Source organism: Streptomyces endophyticus (assembly GCF_035798155.1).
GTDB lineage: Bacteria > Actinomycetota > Actinomycetes > Streptomycetales > Streptomycetaceae > Streptomyces > Streptomyces endophyticus.
The window spans coordinates 122,773-148,039 of sequence record NZ_JAOZYC010000001.1; the positions used below are offsets into that span (position 1 = coordinate 122,773).

Below are 25,267 nucleotides of genomic sequence, written 5' to 3' on the forward strand. Positions count from 1 at the left end.
CAGCAGGGGCTCAGAGTTCCCGGGACGGTTGCGGGCGGACGGTGAGCATCTGCTGGGCGTGGCCGACGGGTCCGGCGGTGTCGTGCAGGACCGTCGTGGTGACTCCCTGGCCGGTGGGGCCGAAGACGACGGTGGTGTCGAGGCCGGTCCAGCGGCCCTGCGGCGGGCGGTGGAGGTGGATGGTCAGGTCGACGTTGGGGAACATCCAGGCGGTCGGAGATTCCCGTACGGCGATTCCGTTGGCGGTGTCGACCAGCGCGACGTACGAGGCGAGGGGGCCGGTCTCCTCTCCGGCGACCAGGTCGAGACCGGTCGTGATCCACGCGGTCGTGCGGCCCGGCTCCGGGGGCGAGACCGGACGGACGTCGAGCGAGGCGATGTAGCCGCCCGGCCATACGGATGTCAGCGGCCAGGAGGCGAGTTCCTCGGGCGGCGGCAGCCGCTCGGCCGCTCCGCCGGCGACGTCAGAGGTGTCGCCGGCGGCGAGCAGCCAGGCCCGGGCCCGTACGACGGGCCGGCCGGAGATGAGGGCGACGGCTTCGAGCAGTTCGATGGTGCGGCCGGGCCGAAGGGTCTCGATGCGGATCTCGCACTCGTCGAGGGCGAGGCGGCCGAGGATGTCGAAGCTGATCCTGGACACGGTGAGGCCACGGTCCGGTCGGCCGGCGAGGTGGCGGTCGAGCGCGTGGACGATGAGGCCCGCGAGGGGACTGAAGTGCATCTCGTCGGGGTCCCACGCCCCACCGGCGTGGGGAGTGGGCTTGAAGCGGTGCTCGTCGATGCGTTCGAAGAAGCCGGCCGTGCTCAACGTGTGCGTCCTTCCAGGGGGGTGGGTCGTGAGAGGTTCACGCAGCGAAGACGGTACTGACCAGCAGGACATGGACGAAGGTGCCGCCGAGGATGCTGAGCAGGGCGTTGCGGCGCCACAGATGCAGGCCGACCGTCACGGCCAGTGCCGCGAGCGGCGCCACGGCGCCGACTTCGGTGACCGGGAGGTCGCGGAGGCAGTAGACGACCAGGATGACCATGACGCCCGCGGGCATCCGCTGGCTCAGATACTGCACCGTCCCGCTCTCGCGAAGCGGGGCCAGCGCGGCGAACGGCAGGGCACGCAGCGCCCAGGTGACCGCGGCGGTGACCAGGACCGCGGCGACGGTGTACGTGGCGTCAGGCATGGCTCGGCCCCTTGGCGGTCATCAGGTGCCGGGCCAGCAACCCGGCGGTGAACAGGGCGAACGCGACCAGGAGCATCTCGCCCGGGACGACGACCCGGGCCACCAGAGCGCTCGACAGGGCGAGCAGTGGGGTGGGCAGGTCGCCGCGCAGATCCCGCAGCGCGTCGAGTGCGAGCACGGTGAACAGGGCGGTCAGGGCGAAGTTCAGGCCCGTGACGCCCTCGGGTATGAGGGAGCCGAGCAGGGCACCGGCGGTCGCGCTCCCCACCCAGTACATGTGCAGGAAGAACTGCATCCACAGCAGGCGCGGGCCTGGCCACGAGCGGGCCTGTTCGGAGGAGGCCAGCGCGTAGGCCTCGTCGCACAGGGCGAAGGTGCCGTACGCCTTGCCGAGCCGGCCCTTGACGCGATGCAAGGGGAACGACAGGGCGTAGAAGACGTGCCGGACGTTCACCATGAACGCCGCTACCGCGATCGACGCGAGCGGGGTCACGGCGACGACGAGTCCGATCAGCAGGAACTCGAACGAGCCGCCGAAGGCCACGGCGGCCGACAGTGAGGCCCACCACCAGTCCAGACCCGACTGGACGACGAGTGCGCCGAAGGCGAGACCCAGCGGGACGAAGACCAGCCCTACGGAAAGGGATTCCCGGAATGCCGCCGGCGCCTCGGACGGCGCCCGGCCCGGTGGATCAGTGGCAGGCCGCACGGGAGCCGCGGCCACGGTGGAACGTGTGTGCATGGAGACATTTTAGGAAAGAAGTCGCCTCATATGGTTGCGCATAGTGCCTCTATGCTTGCCGTATGGGCAATGAAGTGACACTGGATGCCACGGACCGTGAAATTTTGTTCCACCTGCGCGAGGACGGACGTCTGACCAACGTCGAGCTGGCCAAGCGGGTCGGCCTCACCCCGCCTCCGTGCCTGCGCCGCGTCAGGCGGCTGGAGGAGGCCGGTGTCGTTTCCGGCTACCGGGCGGTCATCGATCCGGCGGCCCTGGGGCGCGGCCTCGAAGTCCTCATCGACGTCGAGATCTACGCCAACGACCGCAAGAGCTTCGAGGACTTCGAGGCAATCGTCGCCTCCTACGAAGAGGTCACCGAGTTCCGCCGCATGTACGGCCGCCCCGACTACTTCATCCGCGCCGCGGTGGCCGACCACGCCGCCTGCGAGGCCTTCCTCACGGAAAAGCTGAGCGGACTTCCCGGAGTTCAGCGCTTCACGTCCCACCTCACCATGAAAACGATCAAGTCCGTGGGCTGACCACTGGAAGCTCCGCGCCGTCGCGCAGCAGCAGCGGGATCCGGTCGATCGGAGCGTCGATGGTGTGCCGGGCCCCGGCGGCGTAGGAGGCGCCTGTCCAGGCGCAGCGCCAGTGGGCGCCGGCCGGAAGGTACACCTCGCGGCTCGTGGCCCCCGCCTCGGTGACCGGGGCGACCAGCAGGTCCGGGCCGAGCAGGAACGCGTCGGACACGTCCCAGGCGGCCGGGTCGTCGGGGAATTCCAGGAACAGGGGCCGCATCGGCGGCAGGCCCTCGCGGGCGGCCGTCGCCATCTGCTCGGCCACGTAGGGGCGCAGTCGTTCGCGCAGGTCCAGGTAGCCGCGCATGATCGCGTACGCCTCCTCGCCGTACGACCAGACCTCGTTGGGGCCGCCCGTCATCTCGCCGCCCAGCGGGAGCCACGGCAGACGGAAGCCGTGCAGGCGGAAGATCGGGCAGAGGGCGCCGAACTGGAACCAGCGCACGAGGACCTCGCGGTAGGCCGGGTCGTCCGGATCGCCGCCGTGGAAGCCACCGATGTCCGTGGTCCACCAGGGGATGCCGGACAGGCCGATGTTGAGGCCCGCGGCGATCTGCGCGCGTAGTGCGGGGAAGTCGGTGCCGATGTCCCCGGACCACACGGCGGTGCCGTAGCGCTGGCTGCCGGCCCAGGCGGAGCGGGAGAAGGACATCCCGTCGGTGTCGCCGGATGCGGCCATGCCCTCGTGGAAGATGCGGGCGTTCTCCCGCGGGTAGAGGTTGGCGACCTCCGCGCCGTGGCCCGCGTGGTACCGGAGATTGGCGGGGTGGCCCGGCTTCATCTCGGGTTCGCAGGCGTCGAGCCACCACAGGTTGATGCCGAGCGACTGGTAGTTCTCCCGCACCTTCGACCAGACGTAGTCACGTGTCTCGGGGTTGGTGGGGTCCCAGAAGGAGACCATCACGCGGTGGTCCGCGCCCTTGTCGACCCAGGTGGCGTGCGCGGCGGTGCCGTACTCGTTGGCGGCCAGCAGGCCGCGGCGCTCCATCTCGTCGTAGTTCTCGGACGACCGATTGACCGACGGCCAGACCGATACCATCAACTTGACGCCGTACTCGTCCAGTTCACGGACCATGGCGGCCGGGTCGGGCCATTCGGCCGGGTCGAACCTCCAGTCGCCGAGCCGCGTCCAGTGGAAGAAGTCGGCGACGATCACCGACATGGGCAGTCCGCGCCGCTTGTGCTCGCGGACCACGTCGAGGAGTTCGGCCTGGGTGCGGTAGCGCAGCTTGCACTGCCAGAAGCCGGTGGCCCAGTCGGGGAAGTCGGGCGCGTGGCCCGTGGCGTCGGCGTACGAGCGCAGGATGTCGGCGGGCCGCTCGCCCGCGGTGATCCAGTAGTCGATCTGGCGGGCGCTGTCGGCGACCCAGCGGGTGTGCGTGGCGACGAACTCCGAGCGGCCGACGGCCGGGCTGTTCCACAGGAAGCCGTAGCCGCGACTCGACAGTGCGAACGGGATGGTGATCTCCGTGTTGCGCTGCACCAGGTCGAGGACGGTGCCCTTCTGGTCGAGTAGTCCGTGCTGGCGCTGCCCGAGCCCGTAGACACGCTCGTCCTCGTACGCCTCGAAGCGCTGTTCAAGGCGGCTGTAGCCGTGGCCTGCCGGGGTGTACGCGCGGCTGCCGGGCCACCAGAAGTGTGCGGCCCTCTCGGCGAGCAGCTCGCCGCCGTCCTCGGTGCGTACGAAGCGCAGCAGGCCGTCGACGGTGATCTCGGCGGTGATCCGGCCGTTGACGAGGCGGGCCGGTGGCACCGGGTCGGTGGGGGAGCCGAGTCCGTTCTTGAAGACCGTCAGGCCGGTCAGGTCGGGGACGGTGATCTCGGCCCTGGCGGTGGGCCGTTCGAGCAGGGCGCCGGGAATGTCGTCGCGCAGCGGCCCGAGCGCGGCGCGCACCCGCACCGAGTGCTCGCCCCAGGGCTCGACGCGCAGCGTCTCATGGCCGCCGTGCCACTCCAGGCCGCCGTCGTGTTCCCGAAAGGTGTTCAACGTGCTTCTCCAGTAGGTGAGTTGGGGGTGAACCGCGTACGGTCGTCAGTCCTTGACCGAGCCGCCCGTCACGCCGACGGCGATGTACCGCTGTGCGATGACGAGGAGGATCGCCGCGGGGATCGACGCGAGCACGGCGGAGGCCATCAGCGCGTTCCAGTCGGTGGCGTTGGCGCCCATGAAGCGGTAGATGCCGACGGTGACCGGGGTGACCGCCTCGCGGGACGTGAGCGTGATCGCGAAGAGGAAGTCGGCCCAGGAGAACAGGAACGCGAACAGGCCCGCGGTGATCAGCCCGTTGCGGCTCATGGGCAGCACGATCCGCAGGAACGTCCGCCAGTGCCCCGCTCCGTCGAGCGCCGCGGCCTCGATGACCTCGCCGGGGATGTCGCGCAGCTGCGCCCGCAGCAGCACCGCGGCGAACGGCACGGACAGGGTGGACTGGGCGAGCATCAGGCCGATCGTGTTGTTGAGCAGGCCCAGCTCGCTGTAGAGAGTGAAGAAGGAGTTGGCCTTCACGATCCCCGGCACCATCTGCACGATGAGCAGGACGAACAGCATCAGCGCGGCCCAGCGCAGCCGGAACTTGGCGAGCGCCCAGGCGAGCGGAGCGGCGAGCGCCAGCGTGAGGACCACATTGCCGCAGGCCACGAAGAGGCTGATGACCAGATGGCGGCCCTGGGTGTCGAAGGCGGCCCGGTAGCCGTCCAGGGTGGGCTCCGTGGGGAACCACTTGGGCGGGATGCTCAGGAGCGCATGGCCGGGCTGCAGCGAGGCGTTGACCATCCAGTACAGCGGGAAGAGGAACACGGCGACGAGGACCAGGGCGAAGACGGTGTGTCCCCAGGCCGATCCCCGGAAGCGGGCTTGTGCGGTGGGCATCTCGGTCCTCACCTTTCGGACTGCTCGGCGCGCACGGCCCGCAGGTACACGAGCGCGAAGACCATGGCGATGACGATGAGGACGTTGCTGACGGCCGCTCCCCGGCCGAACTGGAGGTTGGTGAAGGAGAGTTGATACGACCAGGTGGACAACAGCTGCGTCGCGTCGGCGGGGCCGCCCTGGGTCAGCACCATGACGACGTCGAAGGCCTTCACGGTGTAGATGAGGCCGAGCATCAGCACGACCGCCGAGACCGGGCGCAGCAGTGGCCAGGTGATGTGCCGGAACTTGCCCCAGGCGCCCGCGCCGTCCAGCGAGGCGGCCTCGTACAGCTGCGGTGGGATGGACTGCAGACCGCCGTAGAGGATCACCATGTTGAACGGGACGCCGATCCAGACATTGGCGATGACCACGGCCGCCATGGCGTGATCGGGGCTGACCAGCCACGGCACCGGGTCACTGACCAGGTGGAGGCTCAGCAGGACCTGGTTGACGACGCCGTAGTCCTGGTCGAGCAGCCAGCGGAACACGGTGCCGGAGACGAGGAGCGGCAGCAGCCACGGCAGCAGGAGCAGGGCGCGCAGGACGGAGCCGAGCGGGAAGCGGCGGCGGAAGTAGAGCGCGAGCGCGAGGCCGAGGGCGAACTGGGCGACGAGCGAGGCGAAGGTGAAGACCACCGTGTGCCACAGCGAGGCGCCGAACAGGTCGTCGGTGAAGATCGCGGTGTAGTTGGCGAACCCGTTGAACGGGGCGTCGCCGTCGTAGAACGACGTGACCGTGTAGTCCTGGAAGGACATGACCACGTTGGCGGTGATCGGGTAGCCGAAGAAGAGCAGCAGGTAGAGGACGGACGGTACGTAGAAACTCATCCGGGCCAGACGTGTGCGGCGGGCGGCCGCGCGGGCGTCGGAGGACGGTGGTGTCGGGCCCGCGGCCGGGACGGCGGGCCGGTCGACAACGGTGGTCATGGGTGTGGCACCTCGCCTGGTCAGTGGTCGTCGACGGCGGAACGGGCGTCGCGCTGCGCGGCCTTCAGGGCGCGCGCGGGGCTGAGCGTCCCGGTCACGGACTGGTGGAGCGCGGTGTACAGCGCTTCGGACACGGCCGGGTAGGCGGTGCCCAGTTCGGTGGTGCGCGCTCGTGCGGCAGGGACCCCCGCGATGAAGGGCGCGAGGTCCGGCTGCCGCTTCACCAGGCGCTTCGCGACATCGGGCCGCGCGGGCACATCGGCCCGCAACCGGGCCCAGTCGTACATGTTCTCCGGGCTCAGCACGCAGTCGAGAACCTCGGTGGCCTTGTCCTGCCGCTCGCCCTTGGGCACGGCCCACACCTCACCGCCGAGCGGGGTGACCGGTGTGTCCCCGCGCTCGGGCACCGGGAGCGGCACGACGCCGTAGTCCAGGCCCTTCTCGGCGTCGAGGGCGGCCAGCTGCCAGGACCCGTTGACCATCATCGCCGCGTGCCCGCCGATGAACTGCTCGGCGACGTCGGACTGTTGCCAGTTGAGCGCGGACTTCGACACCGATCCGTCACCGAACAGGCCGGACCAGTACGTCAGTGAGTCGACGGAGGCCTTCGAGCCGAGCCCGTCGAGCTCGCCGCCGTTGCCCCACAGGAACGGCTCGTACTGCCAACTGCCCTCCTCCGTGCCGACGGCGGACAGGGCGAGCCCGTAGCGGTGCGTCTGCGTCAACTCGGCTGCGGAGTCACGGAGTTCCTTCCAGGTCTTCGGCGGTTCGAGCCCGGCTTTCCGGAAGACGGCCTTGTCGTAGAAGAGGGCGAGGCCGTTGACGCCCGGCGCGACGCCGTAGAGCTCGCCGTTGTACGTGCCCGCTTCGAGCACGCTCTTGTAGAAGCCGGTGGTGTCCGTGCGGCCCTTGAGCGGCAGCAGCGCCCCGGTGGAGGCGAGCTTGGGCAGGTCCGGGTTGTCACTGAGGACCAGGTCCGGGAGTGTGCGGGCGGCGCCGTCCCGCAGCAGTTTGGGGACCAACTGGGCGCGCGGCATCACCTCGCGTACGACATTCACGCCGGTGGCGCGGCCACAGGTCTTGAGGATCTCGGTGAGTGCGGTGTTGCCGGGCTCGGCGGTGTAGTAGTCCGCGACGGTGAGGGTGTTCGGCGGTGTCTCGGCGGTGATCAGGCCGCAGCCGCCGAGCGACGCACTGAGCGTGAACGCGGCGCAGGCGGCGGTGGCTGCGCGGATACGGGTGGACACGAGGGGCCCTTCGGGGGGTCGGGGGACGGTGGCTCGGTGGCGGCGGGGCATGGTGGGTGACGGCATGCCGCCGAGGCAGGCATGTCGTGGTCCCTGTGGGGGATCAGGCGGTTCAGCCGGGAGTCGGCGGAGGAGCGGTGCTGGAGCGGACCGTGAGCCGCGGCTCCAGGAGTACGGGGGTGGGCTCGGCGGCGCCGCCCATGCGGTCGATCCGGGAGATCAGCAACTCCACGGCGCGCTCGGCGAGTTGGGCGGCCGGAACGGCGATGGACGTGAGCGCAGGCGTGCCCGCGGTGGCCACCGCGTCGGAACCGAGCACGACGAGCGACATGTCCTCGGGCACAGCCCGCCCGAGACTGCGCAGAAGTGGAGCGAGGTGTGGGGTGGCCGCCTCGTTCTGGACGATCAACGCGGTGGCGTTCGGACGTTCCTGGAGCGCTCGGGTCAGCGTGCCCGCGGTGCTGTCCCAGTCGCCGTCGACCGCGCGGTGTGTGAGGCGCAGACCGCGGGCGGCGGCGCGTTCGATGGCTCCGGCGGCGGTGCGCACGGCGAAACCGGTGCGGCGGCGGTAGGCGGCATCCGGCGCCCCCAGGAAGACCGCCTCGCGATGTCCGAGGTCGGCGAGGTGGTCCACGCACCGGACGCCGGCCGCGTGGAAGTCGAGGTCGACGCAGGCGAGTCCGGCCGGATCGCGCGGCAGGCCGATGAGCACGGCGGGCACATCGAGCTCGCGCACCGTGTCCAGCCGCGGATCGTGGATGCCGATGTCCATGAGGACGAGTCCGTCCAGGAGGGCCGCGTCCAGAACGCCGTGTTCGGCGTGGTCGGTCAGGAGCAGGACGTTGCAGTTCCGGCCGCGGGCCGCCACGCTCGCCGACAGCATGAACTCGGCGAGCAGTGGCCGGTGGGCCCCGTCGTTGACCCGCACGGCGAGCCCGATGGTCCGGGAGCGCGCGGGGGCCGGGCGCCGGTATCCGAGCGCCGACATCGAGTCCAGGACGCGGCGCCGCGTCGGCGCCGATATGGGGCGCTTGCCGCTGAGCACGTACGACACGGTGCTCGTGGCCACACCCGCGTGCTTGGCCACGTCCGTGATGCCGACCATGGTCTGCGCTGCCCGTCTCTGTCGAATGTCTCTGTCGAATGCGTCGGTCGAATGCCTCGGTCGAATTGTTTCGATGAGAGCCGGGGCCCCGTGGTCATCCCTGCAATCGCCGGTGGGGAACGACGGTGACATTAGGTCGGCGGATCTGGGGCGTCCAGAGCGAGGTGCCCCCTTCGACGGATTTCGACGAGCGATAACAGCCTGGTCACAGGGTTTGGAGGCCTCTTCCGATTGACATGCAGCCAAACGGCTGCCTATCGTCGATTACGCAGTCGATCGGCTGCACGTCGAGTCGACCGGAAGAGGGCACGACCCCCGTGGACGCGATATTCAAGGCGCTCGCCGACCCCGGACGCAGGCGGCTGCTCGACAGCCTCAACGAGCGGGGAGGGCAGACGCTGGGTGAGCTGTGCGGGGAGCTGGACATGGCCCGGCAGTCGGTCAGCAAGCACCTCGCCGTCCTGGAGGCGGCGGGTCTGGTCACGGCCGTGCGCCAGGGGCGCGAGAAGTTGCACTACCTCGACGCCGCGCCCCTCAACGCGGTCGCCGACCGCTGGCTCAGCCGCTACGACCGGCACCGCGCCGCCGCCCTCGACGACCTCCGTACCGCATTGGAAGAGGAACCTCCCATGAGTGACACCACCCCCGACACCGGCCCCGACTCTGCCCCCGACGGCTCCGCCGCCACAGCGCCCTTCGTGCACACCAGCTACATCCGCACCACCCCCGAGCGGCTGTGGGAGGCGCTCACCTCGCCCGCCTTCACCCGCCGCTACTGGGGCGTGGCCTTCGAGACCGACTGGAAGCCGGGCTCGCCCATGGTGTGGCTGGAGGGTGACGGCCGCACCGAGGACCCCGAGCAGGTCGTCCTTGAGGCCGACCCGCCGCGCCGCCTCGCCTACACCTGGCACACCTTCACGCCCGCGTGGGCGCAGTCCGTAGGCGTCGACGAGGAGCTGCGGAAGCGCATCGCGAGCGAGAGCCGCTCGAAGGTGTCCTTCGATCTCGAGGCGATGGGGGAGACCGTGAAGCTCACCGTCGTCCACGACGGCTTCGAGCCCGGCAGCACCGTCCGCGGCATGATCGGCGACGGTTGGCCGGCCCTGCTGTCCAGCCTCAAGACACTCCTGGAGACCGGGGAGCCGCTGCCGGAGCCGCAGGCGGAGAGCTAGGGCCTGCTCCGCGTCGGCCCGGAACGCGGTATTCGCCCTTAACCTCCCTACGGGGGTGGGCACTTGAGGCCGGACGTGAAGCGAGTCGGACACCTCCTGCTGCCCGGCGCGGCCGTGGCGCTCGCCGTGGGTGGCGCCTTCCCCTGGTGGAGCGGGCGTACGGACGGTGACGGCCTCGGGGCGGTCCCTTGGTGGCTGCGCGTCCTGTTGCTCGGTGCCGGGGTCGCGTGTGTCGTCGGCGTCGGGCGACGGAGGTGGGCGTGGGGTGCGGCGGTGGCCGGAGCGGCGGCTGCGCTCGGGGGAGGACTCTCCTTCGTCCTCTGGAGCCGGTCCGGCGAGATCGCCGAGGGGCTCCGCCAGGACCGTGCCGCCGCGACATCGAAGGGCTGGTACTTCGGCCCGTTCGACAGCGAACTGCACGCCGTGCTCACGGCATGGCCCGAAGCCGCGCCGCTCGCGGCAGCCTGCGCGGGAGCCGGAGTGGCGGTGGCGGCGGTGCTGCTCGCGCGACGGCGTGGGGTCGACGCCGATGAACTCCCTGCGGATGGCGAGGAGTTGGGGCGGCGTGTCCGGGCCGCGCTGAGCTGGAGTCTGGTCGGTGTGCTCCTCGGCGGGGTGCTCTCCGTCGCCACCGTGGAGGGCGCTCGCGCCGTCCGGGACGCGCGCGTGGAAGCGCTCGGCCCGTGGTGGACGGAGTTCGCCGACTCCTCGCCGGTGCCGCGGGAGAGGCTGCACGACGGCTCGCGCAAGGTCACCGAGGACACCCGGTCGCCCGGCGCCCCCGCGAAGCCGGGCGCGGTCGCCTGGCGGCACACGTTCGTCGGGCCCGTCGCGCTCAGTACCTGCGCCTACGAGGGTCGGGCGCGCGGCACCCTCGTGGCCCTGGAGGAAGGGCGCCGTACGGCACGGATCTCGGGCCGGGACCCGAAGGACGGGCGGCAGCGCTGGTCGTTCACCGTGCGGCTGTCGAAGCGGATCGAGCTCTCGCAGGTCGCGGTGAGCGGGGGCTGTGCGGTCCTGGTGCTGGTCGGTTCGATGGTCGTCGGTATCGACTCGTACACGGGAAGGGTCGGCGGGGCCTCCGTGTTGCCCATGCCGGGCCGGACGGCCTGGCGGTTCGTCACCTCCTACCGGCAGCCGGTGGCCAAGGCGCCGCGCATGGTGACGCTGACCGGTGCGGACCTCGCGCATGTCGACGCGGGGGACTCCGGCGTCGTCGCGTTGCGGCGCAAGGACGTGAAACCCGTCGGGTGGGGGAGGCCCGCCGCCTCCGGGTGCCGGTACCTCGCCGACTACGCCACGGACTCCTCTCCGGGCACGTTGTTCATGACCGGCTGCCGCAGCCAGGACGTGCTCGTCACGCTGCCGGAGGTCACCGTGCCCGGCGAGGACCGCCGCAGTCGGCCCGACTACCGCGTTCCGGACCTGCCGCCGCTCCTCCCGCCACGCGAGCGTTCGGTGTCCGCGCCCTCCGGCTGTGATCGCGGCGCGGTGGAGCGGATACGAGCTACGTCGCCGCGGCACGCGTATGTGATGGGAAGTTGGCGGTGCGGGTCCGGCGCCCGCCGCGAGCGGATCCATACCCGCGCGACCTTCAACCTCTCCTACGGCTGGCCCCGTCGCAGCCCGTGGGCGCGCGTCCCGGTCGGCCGCTCCCAGCTCGAACCCGTCGTCAACCTCGAAAACGGCGACGCGGGCGCGGTCGGTGACACGGTCCGGCTCGGGTGGGGCGAGGAACTCGACGCGGAGGGCCGCCCCTCGGTGACCCCCGCACGCGGCGACCGCATCGCCGCCCTCGTGGGCCCAGGACGCACGGCCGGCGACCGGGACACCCTCCTCGCGCTCGGCGAGAGCGGCCTGCTGACCGCGGTCCGTTACGAGTACAGGGACCATGACCCCGGCGACGCCGACGACCGCCCCCGGGCCCGCATCCGGCGCGCCGGAGCCACCGATGCCGTACGCGGCGCCTGCGAGGGCACACGGGACGTACTCGTCGACGGGGACTCGGCGACGGCGCTGGTGCTGTGCCGGGGCGCGGGGCAGCGGGTCACCCGGGTCGAGGCGGTGGTGGACGGGAAGGGGTTCCGGGCGGCGCGGTGAGGTGGCACTCAGCGGTGAGGCGGCACTCAGCGGTCAGGTGGCACTCAGCGGTGAGGTGGCACTCATGGCTGGTCGGCGCGGTGGCGACTCCCGTACCCGTACCGACATTGGCGACGCGGCGGGTGCCTGCGAGGGCGGTTCCCGTGGAATCCGCGCGTTGACGCACCGCCCTTATTCATCGCATGATGAATAAGGGCACGTTCCGGCGTCACCAGACGCGCCGGGCGGTCACCGCAGGCAGGAAGGAACGTCATGCCGCTCGTCCTCGACCTCCGTTCCATCGACGCGACGATGCTCGCCACCGTCGGCGGCAAGGCGGCCAACCTCGGCGAACTCACCAAGGCCGGGCTCCCCGTGCCGCACGGCTTCTACGTCACCACAGACGCGTACCGGACGATCTCGGCCACGGACGGCCTCGCGGATCTTGAGCCCGCCAAGGCGCGCCGCCGCATCCTCGAAGCGGCGGTGCCGGGGGAGCTCAAGGGCGCGATCCTCGCCGCGTACGCGGGACTTGGCGACGACGCGGCCGTCGCGGTGCGCTCCAGCGCCACCGCCGAGGACCTGCCGTTCGCCAGCTTCGCGGGGCAGCAGGACACGTACCTGAACGTCGTCGGGGCCGACGCCGTCCTCGATGCCGTACGCCACTGCTGGGCCTCGCTGTGGACCGACCGCGCGGTCAGCTACCGCGAGAGCAACGGCATCGACCACGGCAGCGTCCAACTCGCCGTCGTCGTCCAGCGGATGGTGGACTCGGCGGTGTCCGGCGTGCTGTTCACCGCCAACCCGGTCACGGGCAAGCGGGATCAGGCGGTCATCGACGCGAGCCCCGGACTCGGCGAGGCCGTCGTCTCCGGGGCGGTCAACCCGGACCACTTCGTGGTCGACGGCGAGGAGATCGTCGAACGGAAGCTCGGGGACAAGCGGTTCCTCATCTGCTCGCTGGCGGGAGGCGGCACGGAGAAGGTCGACATCGGCGAGAATCGCGCGCCCTGCCTCACCGACCGTCAGATCCTCCAACTCGCCGCGCTCGGCGCCAAGGTGCAGGCGCACTACGGAAGCCCGCAGGACACCGAGTGGGCGATCGACGCCCAGGGCGTCCTGCACCTCACCCAGTCGCGCCCCATCACGACCCTGTTCCCGGTGCCCGAACACGCCGCCGACGACTTCCGCGTGTACTTCTGCTTCAGCCTCGCCCAGGGTCTGGAACGGCCGATCACCCCGGCCGGGCGCGCCGCGATCCGGGAGATCGCCGGGGCCGCCGCCGGGACCATCATCGGCGACCCGGCGTCGAACGGCTGCACCGAGGCGGGCGGCCGGATCTTCCTCGACGTCACCAACGTCCTCCGCAGCAGGACGGGAAGGGCCTTCTTCCCGCGCGTGCTGGACGTCATGGAGGCGCGTTCGGCGCAGGTCCTGCGCGGTCTGTACGACGACCCGCGCCTGGCTCTGACGCAGACGTCGCCGTGGCCCGCCGTCAGGCGGGTGGCGCGCCTCGCCCGCAGGTTCCACGCCCCCTCCACCGTGCTGCGCGCCCTCGCCGACCCCGAGGCGGCGGTGCGGCGCGCACGGAGCACGGAGGCGCGCGTGCTGGAAATGGCCGAAAAGAGGTCCATCGAGGAGGCCCTGCGCGACTGCGTGGTCCCGGTGCTGCCCACCGTCGCCCCGACCGCCCTGGTCGGCTTCGCGATGCTGGGCCTCGCCGGCAGGCTGGTGCGCACCGAACCCGGCGAACTGCAGACCGTCCTGCGGAGCCTGCCGAACAACGTCACCACCGAGATGGACCTCGACCTGTGGAACCTGGCGCGTTCGATCCGCACCGAGCGGGACGCCGTGGATGTGTTCCAGGGTGCCGACGTCGAGGAGCTGGTGGCCCGGTACCGCGCCGGTGAGCTGCCGCCGGTCGCGCAGGACGGGCTCCGCGCCTTCCTGGGCCAGTGGGGTCACCGGGCCGTCGCCGAGATCGACCTCGGCCTCCCGCGCTGGTCCGACGACCCGACCCACATCATCGGCGTCGTCCGCAACTACCTGCGTCTGAGTGACGAACAGGCCCGGCCCGACGCCGTGTTCGCGGGCGGAGCGGCCGAGGCTGAGGCGATGATCGAGCGGCTCGCGCGGCGGGCCAAGGGGCGCGGCGGGCTCGTCCGGTTCGCCCTGCGTCGCACCCGGCTGCTGGCGGGACTGCGCGAATACCCGAAGTATCTGGCGATCACGCTCTTCGGTACCCTCCGCGCCCGCATCGCCGAACGCGGAACCGAACTGCACGCGCAGGGGCGCCTCGACGCCGCGCCGGACGTCTTCTTCCTGGACTTCGAGGAGATGCGCTCGACCGAGGGGAACCTGCGCCGGAAGGTGACCGTGCGCAAGGAGGAGTACGAGCGGGAGATGCGGCGCCGGCACATCCCGCGCGTCCTCCTCTCCGACGGAACGGAACCCGAGGCGACCGCGCACGCTCAGGCCGCGCCCCGCGTGCCCGGAGACCTGGCAGGCACCGCGGCCTCCGCGGGCGAGATCACCGGGCACGCGCGCGTGGTGACCGATCCCGTCGGCGCGCACCTGGAGCCGGGCGAGATCCTCGTCGCCCCGTCCACCGACCCCGGCTGGACCCCGCTGTTCCTCACGGCGGGCGGCCTCGTGATGGAGATGGGCGGCGCCAACTCCCACGGAGCGGTCGTGGCGCGCGAATACGGCATCCCGGCGGTGGTCGGCGTGCCGGACGCCGTCACCCGGATCGGGACCGGTGACGTGATCACGGTGGACGGCAGCGCGGGGGTGGTGCGGGCGCACCAGGAGGGCGCGTAGCCGCGGCACGGCGCCTATCCTGTAGGTCACCGCGCGGTCATCCGGGGGGAAGGGGCGGTTGATGAACTGGATTTGGGTGGTCCTCATCTTGTTCTGGACGGGGGCGTTCGCCTGGGTGGCGGACACCGCACGCGGCGCGCTGCGCAATCGGCACGAGCGGAAGCTGGAGCGGATCGAAGCGGCCAAGCAGGCGCGCCTCGCGGTGGAGGCCGCGAACAAGCCGCCGGAGCCGATCTGCGGCTGCGCCCACCACCTCGCCAAGCACGACAAGACGGGCCGCTGCCACGAACGCGTCGAGGTCCCCACGGCCTGGGACGAGAACAAGAAGCCGACCCACTACGAGGCGGGTCAGTGCAACTGCCAGCAGTACGTGGGGCCCCAGCCGCTGTCCCAGGTGTACGCGGAGGAGCTGACGGACCGGATCTAGGTCAATTCGTGGCTGCCGGACCGGATCTAGCATCCAGTCATGGCATCCGAGACGACATCAGGCCCGGCAACCGAAACCGCTTCGCGCTTCGACACCGTCGTCGACCGCACGCGCTCGAACTCCATGAAGTGGACCTTCGCCGACTCTCTGCTGGCCCCCGACGAGGTGGCGGCGGAGCCCCTCCCGATGTGGGTCGCCGACACCGACTTCAAGGCCCCGCAGGCGGTCCTCGACGCGCTGCACGACGCCGTCGACCACGGAGTCCTCGGCTATCCCGGCGGCGCCACCGACAGCTATCTCGACGCCGTGCTCAACTGGCAGGCCAAGCACTTCGGTTGGGAGATGTCGCGCGACTGGGTGGTGCCGACGGCAGGTGTCATCACCTCCCTCAAGACCATCGTCCAGGCCTTCTCCGCGCCGGGTGACTCCGTCCTGATCCAGCCACCCGTCTACGTGCACTTCCACGAGGACGTACGGCTCAACGGCCGCCACCTCGCGTACGCGCCGCTGGAACGCACCGACGACGGCTACCGGTTCAACGCCCGCACCTTCGAAGCCGCCATCCGCCCCGACACCAAGCTGTTCGTCCTCAGCCACCCGCACAACCCCACCGGCAACGTCTGGACCGAGGGCGAACTGCGCACCATGGGTGAGATCTGCGCGCGGCACGGTGTCCTGGTCGTGTCCGACGAGATCCACCAGGACCTGGTCCTCAACCCGGCGCGGACGCACGTCCCGTTCGCCTCCCTCGGCCCGGAGTTCGCCCGCGCGAGCATCACCTGTACGGCGCCCAGCAAGACGTTCAACCTCCCCGGACTGCAGTGCGCGAACATCCTGATCCCGGACCGCCGACTGCGCGAGGACTTCGCCCGCCAGTACGAGCGCAATGTGTTCCCGCTGGTCAACGTGTTGGGCATGGTCGCCGCAGAGGCGGCGTACACGCACGGCGAGCCCTGGCTCGGGGAGTTGCTCGGCTATCTGCGCGGGAACCACGAGCACTTCGCGAAGGCGGTCCACAGTGTCACTTCGAAGCTGCGCGTGCTGCCCGCGGACGCGCTCTACCTGGCGTGGATGGACTGCCGGGGCCTCGGGATGGACGCCGAGGCGCTGGACAGGTTCATGCTCACCGAGGCGCGTCTGTGGCTGGACCGGGGCCAGAAGTTCGGGGCCGAGGGGCACGGCTATATGAGAGTCAATCTGGGCTGTCCGCGCTCCACGGTGGACGAGGCGATCCGCAGGCTCGGCGAGGCCGTGTCCGGACTGGTCTGACGGCCCGAAACCGTCGGTAACTCACCGTTCAACTCCTGGTCATGGGCTGCCTGTTGAGGATCTATGGCGTACGGTCGCGAATCGCACCTGAGAAGACCGAATGTGCCAGGAGCAAGCAAGGAGCGGAGAGTGGCGGACATCTTCAATTCGTGGTGGGACAAGGCGGCGTGCAAGGGCACGGACCCCGAGGACCTGTTCGTGGAAGGAGCGGCGCAGTCGCACGCCAAGCGCTTCTGCGACACGTGCGAGGTCAGGACCGAGTGCCTGGCGCACGCCCTGGACGAGCGCATCGAGTACGGCGTCTGGGGCGGCGCCACGGAACGCGAACGGCGGGCTCTGCTGCGCCGGCGCCCCACCGTCACGTCCTGGCGCAACCTCCTGGAGGCGGCCCGCGCGGAGCACGCGCAGGTCGGCCGCCACGCCAGAGCCTCGTGAGGTCGGGCGCGCCGCGCGGTCAGCTCCGCCCGGGATCGAACGCGAGCACCTGCGTCAGCCGGATGTTGTTGCCCGACGGGTCCCGGAACGAGGTGTCGATGCCGTACGGCTGCGAGGTCGGTGGGTCGTTGAACGTGACGCCCCGCGCGGACAGTTCGTCGTAGGCGGCCTTGCAGTCGTCGGTCTCCAGGAACAGCGTGCCGCCGGCCCCCTTGGCCACCAGCTCCGACAGCTGGACGCTGTCCCCCTCGTCGAGCATCGGCGGCCGGGGCACCGGCATCAGGACGAGGGCGGGACCCTCGCCGCCGGGCGGCCCGACACACAGCCACCGGAAGGCCCAGGACTCCATCGTCACGTCGGCCCGGACCTCCCAGCCCAGCTTCGTGGTGTAGAAATCGAGCGCCTCGTCCTGGTCGTGCACCCAGAACTGCGCATTGGCGATCTTGATCGTGGTCGACATGTCGATCCTCGCGCCTCACTCGTCGGCCGTCCTGCTTTGGGACACGGATTGTCCCGACACCGACGCTAGGGACCCGCTCGGGCGCTGTCTTCTCGAAACGTGCGGTTCCGCGGCCGCCCGTACGCCATCGCGACGCACCGGGGGATGCGCACGTGGCGCGCGGCGGGAGGATGCGCCGCCCGGTACGCCTGCGGTGTCACCCCGTACATGCGCCGAAAACTCGTCGTGAACGACCCGATGCCGCGCAGCCCCACCGCGACCCCGACATCCGCCACCGTCCAGTCGGTGGCGAGCAGCAGATCGGCGGCCCGCTCCAGACGCCGGGTCAGCAGGTACTGATGCGGCGACTCCCCGAACGCGGCCTTGAAACTGCGACTGAAGTGCGCGGGCGACAGCGTGGCGGCCGCCGCGAGATCCGCCACCGTGAGCGCCTCGGCATACCGCGCGTCCGCGAGATCACGGGCGCGAAGGAGATGCCGGGAGGGCGGGAGGCGGGGCACGGGTCCATTGTGCGGGGTTTCCGGCGGCGGGTGGCCCCCACTCGGTAGTTGAAGATTGTGGGGTTCCTTGACATGGACGCGACCGGGGAGCACTCTCGCGGAGGTTTTCGTTCCGTGCGCCGTGGCTCGACCGATGGCAGGGCAGGGAGTCGTCGTGAACACGCACATCGCAGGGTCAGGGGCGGGGCAGCCCACCGTGCGCAACCACCGCAACCGCGCGGTCGTCGCGAGTACGGTCGGCACCGCCATCGAGTGGTACGACTTCTTCCTCTACGGCACGGCCGCCGCACTCGTCTTCCCGCATCTGTTCTTCCCCGGGCAGTCCGAGTACACGGGCGTGCTCGCCTCCTTCGCCACGCAGTTCGTCGGGTTCGCCGCCCGCCCCCTCGGGGCGGCGATCTTCGGCCACTTCGGCGACCGGGTCGGCCGCAAGTCCACGCTCGTCATCACCCTGCTGCTGATGGGTGTGAGCACCGTCCTGATCGGGTGTCTGCCCACCTACTCCTCGATCGGGCTCGCCGCGCCGATCCTCCTCGTGGTGCTCCGCGTCTTCCAGGGCATCGGAGTGGGCGGCGAGTGGGGCGGGTCCGTGCTGCTGTCCATGGAGTGGGGGTCGAAGAAACGCCGTGGGCTGATGGCCAGTTGGCCGCAGATGGGTGTGCCGCTCGGGCTGCTCATCTCCACCGGCATGGTCAAGTGGCTGAGTTCCGCCTCCGGCGACAGCTTCGAGAGCTGGGGCTGGCGCGTGCCGTTCCTCGCCAGCGCCGTCCTCGTCGCCATCGGCCTCTACGTACGCCTCAAGGTCCTGGAGAGCCCCGACTTCACCGCCGTGAAGCGCGAAGAGGCCGTCGTCCGCCACCCGTTGTGGGACGTGCTGCGTCACCAGTGGCGCGAGGTGCTCGCCGCCGCGTTCGTCCGGCTCTCCGAGCAGGCGCCGTTCTACCTCTTCATCACCTTCGTGCTGACGTACGGGACCTCCCATCTCGGCATCGCCCGCGACGAACTGCTCGACGACACCCTCGTCGCCGCCGCCATCGGCCTGCTCACCATCCCCCTCTTCGGACACCTCTCCGACCGCTACGGACGCCGCCTGGTGTACGGCGTCGGCATCGTGTGCGTGGGCGCGTTCGCGTTCCCGTACTTCGCCCTGCTCAACACCAGGACACCCGGGCTCGTACTGCTCGCCATCGTGCTGTCCCTGGTCTTCCACGACATGCAGTACGGCCCCCAGGCCGCGCTCATCGCCGAGGGCTTCGGCGCCAACGTCCGCTACAGCGGCGCGGGCCTCGGCTATCAGCTGGCCTCGGTCATCGCCGGCGGCCCCGCCCCGCTGATCGCCGCCGCCATCCTGGAGGACACCGGGTCCAGCACCGGCATCAGCCTCTACATCGTGGGCTGTTGTGTCCTTTCCATGGGGGCGCTGTTCCTCATTCCGAAGCGTGCGGAGAGTGGGTCCGCGGCGGGGGAGGGGCGTGCGACCGTTCCTCGGCAGGAGGCGGGGGAGGGCTCCCCGAGCTCCCCGGGCTCCACCAAGTCGCCCTGAACGGGCGTCCCTCGCCCGGCACTTGGGAGGCCGCACCGCCGTAGCCCGGCGGTGCGGCCTCCCGATGTGCTCAGAAATCAACAAAGTCCTACGGCGTCATTGTGTCGGTTGTGTTGCCTTCTTAGGGTGGTGCCGGCTCACCAGGCACTCCGCGCCACACCAGTTGCACGTGTCCACACCCGCAGAAGGGCACAGCCATGCCGCAACCGCACCACGCCCATCCCATGCCGCTCAGCCGTCGGCGCCTGCTCCAGGTCGGCGCGGTCGTCGCCGGGGCCCTCACCCTGCCCCTGGCCCTCCCCGCCGCGCGGGCCGGCGCGGCCGACGGCGACGAGTGGAACGGCCACATCGACCTGTTCCGGCTCGGCACCGAACCGCCGCACACCACCCTGATGCCGTACGAGGACGTGGCGCAGGCCCTCGCCGCCGACCGGACCCGCTCCCCGTACCGCCAAAGCCTCGACGGGGACTGGAAGTTCGCCTACGTCGACCGGCCCTCCGAGCGCGACGAGGACTTCTACCGGACCGACCTCGACGACGGCGACTGGGACACCATCCCCGTGCCCGCGGTCTGGCAGCTGCACGGGCACGACTTCCCGATCTACACCAACATCACCTACCCGTGGTGGGGCGCCAACGGCCTCGGCGAGGAGGCCATGCCGCCCGCGTCGCCGACCCGCTACAACCCCGTCGGCCAGTACCGGCGCACCTTCACCGTGCCGAAGGGCTGGAAGGGCAGACGTGTCCTCCTGCACTTCGAAGGGGTCAAGTCGGCCCACTACGTGTGGGTGAACGGCAAGCTCGTCGGCTATCACGAGGACTCCTTCACCCCGGCCGAGTACGACATCACCCCGCACCTCACCGAAGTCACCAACCAGCTCGCCGTCGAGGTCTACCGCTTCTCCGACGGTGACTGGCTCGAGGACCAGGACATGATCCGGCTGAGCGGCATCTTCCGCTCGGTGTACCTCTACTCGACGCCCTCCGTGCACCTGCGCGACTTCAAGCTCGACACCCCGCTCGGCGACGGATACACCACCGCGGAGCTGGCGGTCAACGCCACCGTCCACGACTACGCCGGTGACCGGGGCGCGTACAGCGTCGAGACCCAGCTCTACGACGCCGCCGGACACCCCGTCTGGTCCCGCCCGCTCACCCAGAAGGCCGCCCTCGCCGACTCCGAAGTGACGGTGCGGGCCGCCAAGTCCTTTCCCTCGCCGCACCTTTGGTCCGCCGAGAGCCCGTACCTCTACACCGCCGTGCTCCGCCTGCGCGACCCGGCGGGCAAGGTGATCGAGACGCTCTCGCACCGCGTCGGCCTGCGCGAGTTCGCGCTCAAGGACGGGCTGATGCGGATCAACGGGCAGCCGGTGTCGTTCCGCGGCGCCAACCGCCACGAGATGCACCCCGACCGCGGCACCGCGCTCACCCGCGCCGACATGGTCAAGGACATCGAAATCGCCAAGCGGATGAACATCAACACGATCCGCACCTCGCACTACCCCAACAACCCGATCTGGTACGAACTCGCCGACGAATACGGCCTGTACCTCGTCGACGAGACCAACCTCGAAACGCACGGCGTCCGCGACGACTACCCCGCCAGCCGCCCCGACTGGACGAAGGCGTGCGTCGCCCGCGCCCAGAACATGGTCCACCGCGACAAGAACCACGCCTCCGTCGTCATCTGGTCGCTCGGCAACGAGGTGGGCGCCGGCTCCACCTTCACCGCCATGCACGACTGGATCCGCTCCTACGACACCACCCGGGTCATCCAGTACGAGGGCGACGACAGCCCCGGCGTGAGCGACATCCGCTCCGAGATGTACCCGCCGACGAGCCACGTCGAGTCGAAGGCCAAGGACACCTCCGACACCCGCCCGTACGTGATGATCGAGTACTGCCACGCGATGGGGAACTCGAACGGCAACTTCAAGGAGTACTGGGACCTCGTCCGCCGCTACGACGTGCTGCAGGGCGGTTGGATCTGGGACTTCGTGGACCAGTCGCTGAGCTGGCCGACACCGCCGCGGACGCTGCTGACCGAGACGGGACCCGTCGGCCTGAAGGGCGAACTCCTCAACCCGGCAGGGAAGTTCAGCCGGGACAAGGGGCTGAGCGGCGCCACCGTCTTCGCCCGCGACGACCGCCTCGACCTGACCGGATCGCTCACCCTCGAAGCCTGGGTGACCCCGCACGTCACCGGCTACCACCAGCCGATCGTGGCGAAAGGCGACACCCAGTACGCGCTCAAGCAGAACGACAAGAACCTGGAGTTCTTCATCCACTCCGGCGGTCAGTGGATCACCGCGAGCTGGGCCACCCCCGCCGATGGCTGGACGGGCAGCGAGCACCACCTCGCCGGTGTCTTCGACGCGAGCGCGGGCACGCTCACGCTGTACGTCGACGGCTCGGCGAAGGCCACGAAGAACACGACCGGCAAACCGAGCAGCAACACCGCGCCGCTCTCCCTCGGCGTGGACGTCGACAACATGATCCGCGAGTTCAGCGGCACCATCCGCCGCGCCCGCGTGTACTCCCGTGCGCTGAGCGCCACCGAACTCGCCGACGACGGACGCGGCCCGGACGGCGAGGGCGTGCGCTTCTGGTTCGACGCCAAGACGGTCGGCGTCACGGAGAAGCAGCCGCGCGAGAAGACCTTCTTCGCGTACGGCGGCGACTGGGGCGACAACCCCAACGACGGCAACTTCGTCGCCGACGGCATCATCACCGCGGACCGCGGCCACACCGGCAAGGCGGCGGAGATCAAGCGGGTCTACCAGGCGATCCAGGTGTCACCGAAGGAAGGCGGCGGACCAGCGGGGGACATCACCGTCACCAATGAGTTCCTGTTCACCAACCTCCGCCAGTTCGACGGCCGTTGGGAACTGGCCCGGGACGGCGAGGTGATCCAGCGCGGCAGCCTGAGCCGCACCCAGCTCGACGTCGCGCCGCTCGCCCGCAAGAACATCACCGTCCCGCTGAAGCTGCCCAGCGCCCCCGCACCCGGCGCCGAGTTCTTCCTGCACCTGTCCTTCCGGCTGAAGGACGACACCGCCTGGGCGGACGCCGGCTTCGAGGTGGCGCGCGCCCAGCTCCCGCTCGACGCGGGCAGCCCGAAGGTGACACCCGTACCGCTGAAGGACGTACCGACCCTGCGCCACGAGGACGGGGACAAGGCGGTCTCCGTGACCGGCGACGGCTTCACCCTCACCCTCGACAAGGCCACCGGAGTCATCACCTCCTACGAAGCCGGCGGCGTCCGGCTCCTCGGCTCCGGGCCCGTCCCCAACTTCTGGCGCGCCCCGACCGACAACGACCACGGCAACGGCCAGCACACCCGCAACCAGACCTGGCGGGACGCGGGCGCACGCCGCAAGGTGACCGGGGTGAGCGTGCGTGGCCTCGACGGCCGGGCCGTGCGCATCGAGGTCAAGGGCACCCTGCCGACCACCACCGAGTCCACCTACGCCACCGCGTACACGGTCTTCGGCGACGGTGCCGTCAAGGTCGACAACGCCCTGCACCCCGGCGCCTCCACCCTCCCGTACCTGCCCGAGGTCGGCACGATCCTGCGGCTGCCCGCGGCCCTTGAGCGGCTGCACTACTACGGACGCGGCCCGGAGGAGAACCACTGGGACCGCAACGACGGTACAGACGTGGGGCGTTGGGACTCGACCGTGACCGAGCAGTGGACCTCGTACATCCGCCCCCAGGAGAACGGCAACAAGACGGACGTGCGCTGGGCGGCGCTCACGGACGACCGCGGTCGCGGCCTCCTGGTGGCCGCCGACCCCACCGCCGACCACCCCCAGTTCGAACTCACCGCCTCCCACCTCACCCCGGAGGACCTGTCCGTCGGCGTGCGCCACGACTACCAGCTCGACCCGCGCGATGAGGTGATCCTGCGCGTCAATCACCGCCAAATGGGCGTCGGCGGCGACGACAGCTGGGGCGCCCAGACCCACGCCCCGTACAAACTCCTCGCCGACCGGGACTACGCGTACACGTACTGGCTGAGGCCGATCACGGACGTGGGGGAGGCGACACGGCTGGCGCGGAGGCCGGTGGCGGTGGAGTAGCCGGAGAGGGGCCTACGTGACGTCCAGCCGCGCCGCCTCCCGTTCCGCCGACTCCACCACGTTCGTCAGCAGCATCGCCCGCGTCATCGGCCCGACCCCGCCGATCGTCGGCGCCAGGCGGCCCGCCACCTCGGCGACGTCCGGGTGGACGTCGCCGAGGACGCCCTCGATGGTGCGGGTGATGCCGACGGACAGGACGGTGGCGCCCGGTTTGATCCAGTCGGGGCGGACGAGGTGGGCCGAGCCCGCGGCCGCGACCACCACGTCCGCCGCGCGGGCGTGGGCGGCGATGTCCTCCGTGCGCTCGTGGCACATGGTCACGGTGGCGTGTTCGCTGCTGCGGGTCAGCATCAGGCCGAGCGGGCGCCCGACCGTGATGCCGCAGCCGATGACGCAGAACGTGGCGCCGGTGATGCGCACGTCGCTCAGGCGCAGCAGTTCGATGATGCCGCGCGGGGTGCAGGGCAGGGGGCCCGGTGTGCCGAGGACGAGGCGGCCCAGGCTGGTGGGGTGCAGGCCGTCGGCGTCCTTGGCCGGGTCGATGAGTTCGAGGACGGCGTGCGTGTCGAGGTGTGGGGGCAGGGGGAGTTGGACGATGAAGCCCGTGCAGGCCGGGTCGGCGTTGAGGGTGAGGACGGCCGCCTCGATGTCGGCCTGGGTGGCGTCGGCGGGGAGTTCGATCCGCAGGGACTCGATGCCGACCTCGGCGCAGTCCCGGTGCTTTCCGGCTACGTAGACATGGCTGCCCGGATGGTCTCCGACCAGGATGGTGCCGAGGCCGGGTGTCACGCCACGGGACCTCAATGAGGCGACGCGTACGGCCAGTTCGGCCTTGATGTCGGCGGCGGCTCTGGCGCCGTCGAGCTTGACGAGGGTCGTCACGTGGGAACTGCCCTTCTGCCGGGCTCGGTTGAACGGGCTCAGGTGATCGGGCTCAGTTGAAGATGACCGTGCGGTTTCCGTGCAGCAGGACGCGGTTCTGGCAGTGCCAGTTGACCGCGCGGGCCAGGGCCAGGCGTTCCGCGTCGCGGCCCACCAGGACGAGTTCCTGGGCGCTCTGGCGGTGGTCCACGCGGATGACCTCCTGCTCGATGATGGGCCCCTCGTCCAGGTCCGCGGTGACGTAGTGGGCGGTCGCGCCGACCAGCTTGACGCCCCGCGCGTGCGCCTGGTGGTACGGCTTGGCGCCGGCGAAGCTCGGCAGGAACGAGTGGTGGATGTTGATGGCCCGCCCCTCCAGCGCCTTGCACAGGTCGTCGGAGAGGATCTGCATGTACCGGGCGAGCACCACCAGGTCGATGGCGTGCTCGTCCACCAGGCGCAGCAGCCGCTCCTCGGCCTCCGGCTTGGTGGCCCGGGCGACCGGCAGGTGCAGGAACTCGACGCCCGCCTGTTCCACCTGTTCGCGCAGATCGGGGTGGTTGGACACGACGAGGGCGATGTCCCCGTCGAGGGTGCCGCTGCGCCACCGGTACAGCAGGTCGGCGAGGCAGTGGTCGAACTTCGACACCATGACCAGGAGCCGCGGCTTGGCCGCCGCGTCGCGCAGCCGCCACTCCATCGCGTACGCCTCGGCCGTCGCGGCGAAGCGCTCCTCCAGGTGGGCCGGCCCCGTACCGGCGGGTGCGGTGAAACTCGTCCGCAGGAAGACGGTGCCGGTGTCGGTGTCGTCGAACTGCTGGTGCTCGGTGATGTCGCAGCCCTCGCCGACCAGGAAGGTGGTGACGGCGTGCACGATGCCGGGGCGGGCCGGGCAGTTGAGGGTCAGGATGTACTGGTCGCTGTCGGTGCGTGCGCTGCGTGTGGTGGTCACG

General features: G+C 70.6%; 21 protein-coding genes. 9 read left to right on the forward strand and 12 right to left on the reverse strand.

From position 1 onward, the window contains the following. Window positions 1-10 precede the first annotated feature (10 nt). From OKJ99_RS00555 to OKJ99_RS00565, 3 genes are read right to left on the reverse strand one after another with little or no spacing between them, the layout of a single operon-like run. The gene (locus OKJ99_RS00555; protein ID WP_326013571.1) at window positions 11-808 is read right to left on the reverse strand and encodes a thioesterase family protein; all 798 of its coding nucleotides are present in this window, start codon (window positions 806-808) and stop codon (window positions 11-13) included. A gap of 37 nt (window positions 809-845) precedes the next feature. Next, complete coding sequence (locus OKJ99_RS00560) at window positions 846-1,175, reverse strand: branched-chain amino acid transporter permease (RefSeq protein ID WP_326013573.1); 330 nt, start codon at window positions 1,173-1,175, stop codon at window positions 846-848. Continuing rightward, window positions 1,168-1,917, reverse strand: a complete 750-nt coding sequence (locus OKJ99_RS00565; RefSeq protein ID WP_326013574.1) for an AzlC family ABC transporter permease — start codon at window positions 1,915-1,917, stop codon at window positions 1,168-1,170. The genes OKJ99_RS00560 and OKJ99_RS00565 overlap by 8 nt, the downstream gene beginning before the upstream one ends. 62 nt (window positions 1,918-1,979) lie before the next feature. Here OKJ99_RS00565 and OKJ99_RS00570 point away from each other — a divergent pair, with 62 nt between their 5' ends. Further along, the gene (locus OKJ99_RS00570; protein WP_326013575.1) at window positions 1,980-2,438 is read left to right on the forward strand and encodes an Lrp/AsnC family transcriptional regulator; all 459 of its coding nucleotides are present in this window, start codon (window positions 1,980-1,982) and stop codon (window positions 2,436-2,438) included. Here the strand turns inward: OKJ99_RS00570 and OKJ99_RS00575 are convergent. The 5 genes from OKJ99_RS00575 to OKJ99_RS00595 form a co-directional block, all read right to left on the reverse strand. Next, on the reverse strand, window positions 2,422-4,464 hold the full coding sequence (locus tag OKJ99_RS00575) for a glycoside hydrolase family 31 protein (RefSeq protein ID WP_326013576.1): 2,043 nt from the start codon (window positions 4,462-4,464) through the stop codon (window positions 2,422-2,424). The genes OKJ99_RS00570 and OKJ99_RS00575 overlap by 17 nt on opposite strands. 45 nt (window positions 4,465-4,509) lie before the next feature. Beyond that, the gene (locus tag OKJ99_RS00580; protein ID WP_326013577.1) at window positions 4,510-5,346 is read right to left on the reverse strand and encodes a carbohydrate ABC transporter permease; all 837 of its coding nucleotides are present in this window, start codon (window positions 5,344-5,346) and stop codon (window positions 4,510-4,512) included. Between the two features lie 8 nt (window positions 5,347-5,354). Continuing rightward, complete coding sequence (locus OKJ99_RS00585) at window positions 5,355-6,314, reverse strand: carbohydrate ABC transporter permease (RefSeq protein WP_326013578.1); 960 nt, start codon at window positions 6,312-6,314, stop codon at window positions 5,355-5,357. Between the two features lie 20 nt (window positions 6,315-6,334). Next, the gene (locus OKJ99_RS00590) at window positions 6,335-7,561 is read right to left on the reverse strand and encodes a sugar ABC transporter substrate-binding protein (RefSeq protein ID WP_326013579.1); all 1,227 of its coding nucleotides are present in this window, start codon (window positions 7,559-7,561) and stop codon (window positions 6,335-6,337) included. 112 nt (window positions 7,562-7,673) lie between these two features. Then, the gene (locus tag OKJ99_RS00595) at window positions 7,674-8,666 is read right to left on the reverse strand and encodes a LacI family DNA-binding transcriptional regulator (RefSeq protein WP_326013580.1); all 993 of its coding nucleotides are present in this window, start codon (window positions 8,664-8,666) and stop codon (window positions 7,674-7,676) included. A gap of 317 nt (window positions 8,667-8,983) precedes the next feature. Between OKJ99_RS00595 and OKJ99_RS00600 the strand changes: the two genes are divergently transcribed. The 6 genes from OKJ99_RS00600 to OKJ99_RS00625 all read left to right on the forward strand — a co-directional run bounded on the left by OKJ99_RS00600 (window position 8,984) and on the right by OKJ99_RS00625 (window position 16,868). Next, a complete protein-coding gene (locus OKJ99_RS00600) occupies window positions 8,984-9,838 on the forward strand; it encodes an ArsR/SmtB family transcription factor (protein WP_326013581.1) in 855 nt (284 codons plus the stop codon). A gap of 75 nt (window positions 9,839-9,913) precedes the next feature. Then, the gene (locus tag OKJ99_RS00605) at window positions 9,914-11,938 is read left to right on the forward strand and encodes a hypothetical protein (RefSeq protein WP_326013582.1); all 2,025 of its coding nucleotides are present in this window, start codon (window positions 9,914-9,916) and stop codon (window positions 11,936-11,938) included. A 252-nt stretch (window positions 11,939-12,190) separates the two neighbouring features. Continuing rightward, on the forward strand, window positions 12,191-14,737 hold the full coding sequence (locus OKJ99_RS00610; RefSeq protein ID WP_326013583.1) for a PEP/pyruvate-binding domain-containing protein: 2,547 nt from the start codon (window positions 12,191-12,193) through the stop codon (window positions 14,735-14,737). Between the two features lie 61 nt (window positions 14,738-14,798). Beyond that, window positions 14,799-15,164 carry a hypothetical protein gene (locus tag OKJ99_RS00615; protein WP_326013584.1) on the forward strand — a complete coding sequence of 122 codons (366 nt, stop codon included), beginning with the start codon at window positions 14,799-14,801 and terminating at the stop codon, window positions 15,162-15,164. A 39-nt stretch (window positions 15,165-15,203) separates the two neighbouring features. After that, window positions 15,204-16,433 (forward strand): MalY/PatB family protein, encoded by a 1,230-nt coding sequence (locus OKJ99_RS00620; RefSeq protein WP_326013585.1) that lies wholly within the window; start codon window positions 15,204-15,206, stop codon window positions 16,431-16,433. A 138-nt stretch (window positions 16,434-16,571) separates the two neighbouring features. Beyond that, window positions 16,572-16,868, forward strand: a complete 297-nt coding sequence (locus OKJ99_RS00625) for a WhiB family transcriptional regulator (RefSeq protein ID WP_326013830.1) — start codon at window positions 16,572-16,574, stop codon at window positions 16,866-16,868. A 19-nt stretch (window positions 16,869-16,887) separates the two neighbouring features. Here OKJ99_RS00625 and OKJ99_RS00630 read toward each other — a convergent pair whose 3' ends face one another. Together OKJ99_RS00630 and OKJ99_RS00635 are read right to left on the reverse strand one after the other, a co-directional pair. Then, window positions 16,888-17,328 carry a VOC family protein gene (locus OKJ99_RS00630; RefSeq protein ID WP_326013586.1) on the reverse strand — a complete coding sequence of 147 codons (441 nt, stop codon included), beginning with the start codon at window positions 17,326-17,328 and terminating at the stop codon, window positions 16,888-16,890. 65 nt (window positions 17,329-17,393) lie between these two features. Next, window positions 17,394-17,828, reverse strand: coding sequence for a helix-turn-helix transcriptional regulator (locus OKJ99_RS00635; protein WP_326013587.1), 435 nt, complete (start codon window positions 17,826-17,828; stop codon window positions 17,394-17,396). A 154-nt stretch (window positions 17,829-17,982) separates the two neighbouring features. Between OKJ99_RS00635 and OKJ99_RS00640 the strand changes: the two genes are divergently transcribed. Further along, the gene (locus tag OKJ99_RS00640) at window positions 17,983-19,371 is read left to right on the forward strand and encodes an MFS transporter (protein ID WP_326013588.1); all 1,389 of its coding nucleotides are present in this window, start codon (window positions 17,983-17,985) and stop codon (window positions 19,369-19,371) included. Between the two features lie 224 nt (window positions 19,372-19,595). Continuing rightward, on the forward strand, window positions 19,596-23,453 hold the full coding sequence (locus OKJ99_RS00645; RefSeq protein ID WP_407700622.1) for a glycoside hydrolase family 2 TIM barrel-domain containing protein: 3,858 nt from the start codon (window positions 19,596-19,598) through the stop codon (window positions 23,451-23,453). A gap of 12 nt (window positions 23,454-23,465) precedes the next feature. Here OKJ99_RS00645 and OKJ99_RS00650 read toward each other — a convergent pair whose 3' ends face one another. Then, window positions 23,466-24,335 (reverse strand): bifunctional methylenetetrahydrofolate dehydrogenase/methenyltetrahydrofolate cyclohydrolase, encoded by an 870-nt coding sequence (locus OKJ99_RS00650; RefSeq protein WP_326013590.1) that lies wholly within the window; start codon window positions 24,333-24,335, stop codon window positions 23,466-23,468. 52 nt (window positions 24,336-24,387) lie between these two features. Next, entirely contained in the window at window positions 24,388-25,266 is an 879-nt protein-coding gene (purU, locus tag OKJ99_RS00655) for a formyltetrahydrofolate deformylase (RefSeq protein WP_326013591.1), read from the reverse strand. Window position 25,267: the final 1 nt, after the last annotated feature.

Coding starts and splice junctions, on each gene's coding strand:
- OKJ99_RS00560 (WP_326013573.1), bottom strand. CDS start 1,175: ATGCCTGACGCCACGTACACCGTCGCCGCGGTCCTGGTCACCGCCGCG.
- OKJ99_RS00565 (WP_326013574.1), bottom strand. CDS start 1,917: ATGCACACACGTTCCACCGTGGCCGCGGCTCCCGTGCGGCCTGCCACT.
- OKJ99_RS00570 (WP_326013575.1), top strand. CDS start 1,980: ATGGGCAATGAAGTGACACTGGATGCCACGGACCGTGAAATTTTGTTC.
- OKJ99_RS00580 (WP_326013577.1), bottom strand. CDS start 5,346: ATGCCCACCGCACAAGCCCGCTTCCGGGGATCGGCCTGGGGACACACC.
- OKJ99_RS00585 (WP_326013578.1), bottom strand. CDS start 6,314: ATGACCACCGTTGTCGACCGGCCCGCCGTCCCGGCCGCGGGCCCGACA.
- OKJ99_RS00595 (WP_326013580.1), bottom strand. CDS start 8,666: ATGGTCGGCATCACGGACGTGGCCAAGCACGCGGGTGTGGCCACGAGC.
- OKJ99_RS00610 (WP_326013583.1), top strand. CDS start 12,191: ATGCCGCTCGTCCTCGACCTCCGTTCCATCGACGCGACGATGCTCGCC.
- OKJ99_RS00615 (WP_326013584.1), top strand. CDS start 14,799: ATGAACTGGATTTGGGTGGTCCTCATCTTGTTCTGGACGGGGGCGTTC.
- OKJ99_RS00620 (WP_326013585.1), top strand. CDS start 15,204: ATGGCATCCGAGACGACATCAGGCCCGGCAACCGAAACCGCTTCGCGC.
- OKJ99_RS00630 (WP_326013586.1), bottom strand. CDS start 17,328: ATGTCGACCACGATCAAGATCGCCAATGCGCAGTTCTGGGTGCACGAC.
- OKJ99_RS00645 (WP_407700622.1), top strand. CDS start 19,596: ATGCCGCTCAGCCGTCGGCGCCTGCTCCAGGTCGGCGCGGTCGTCGCC.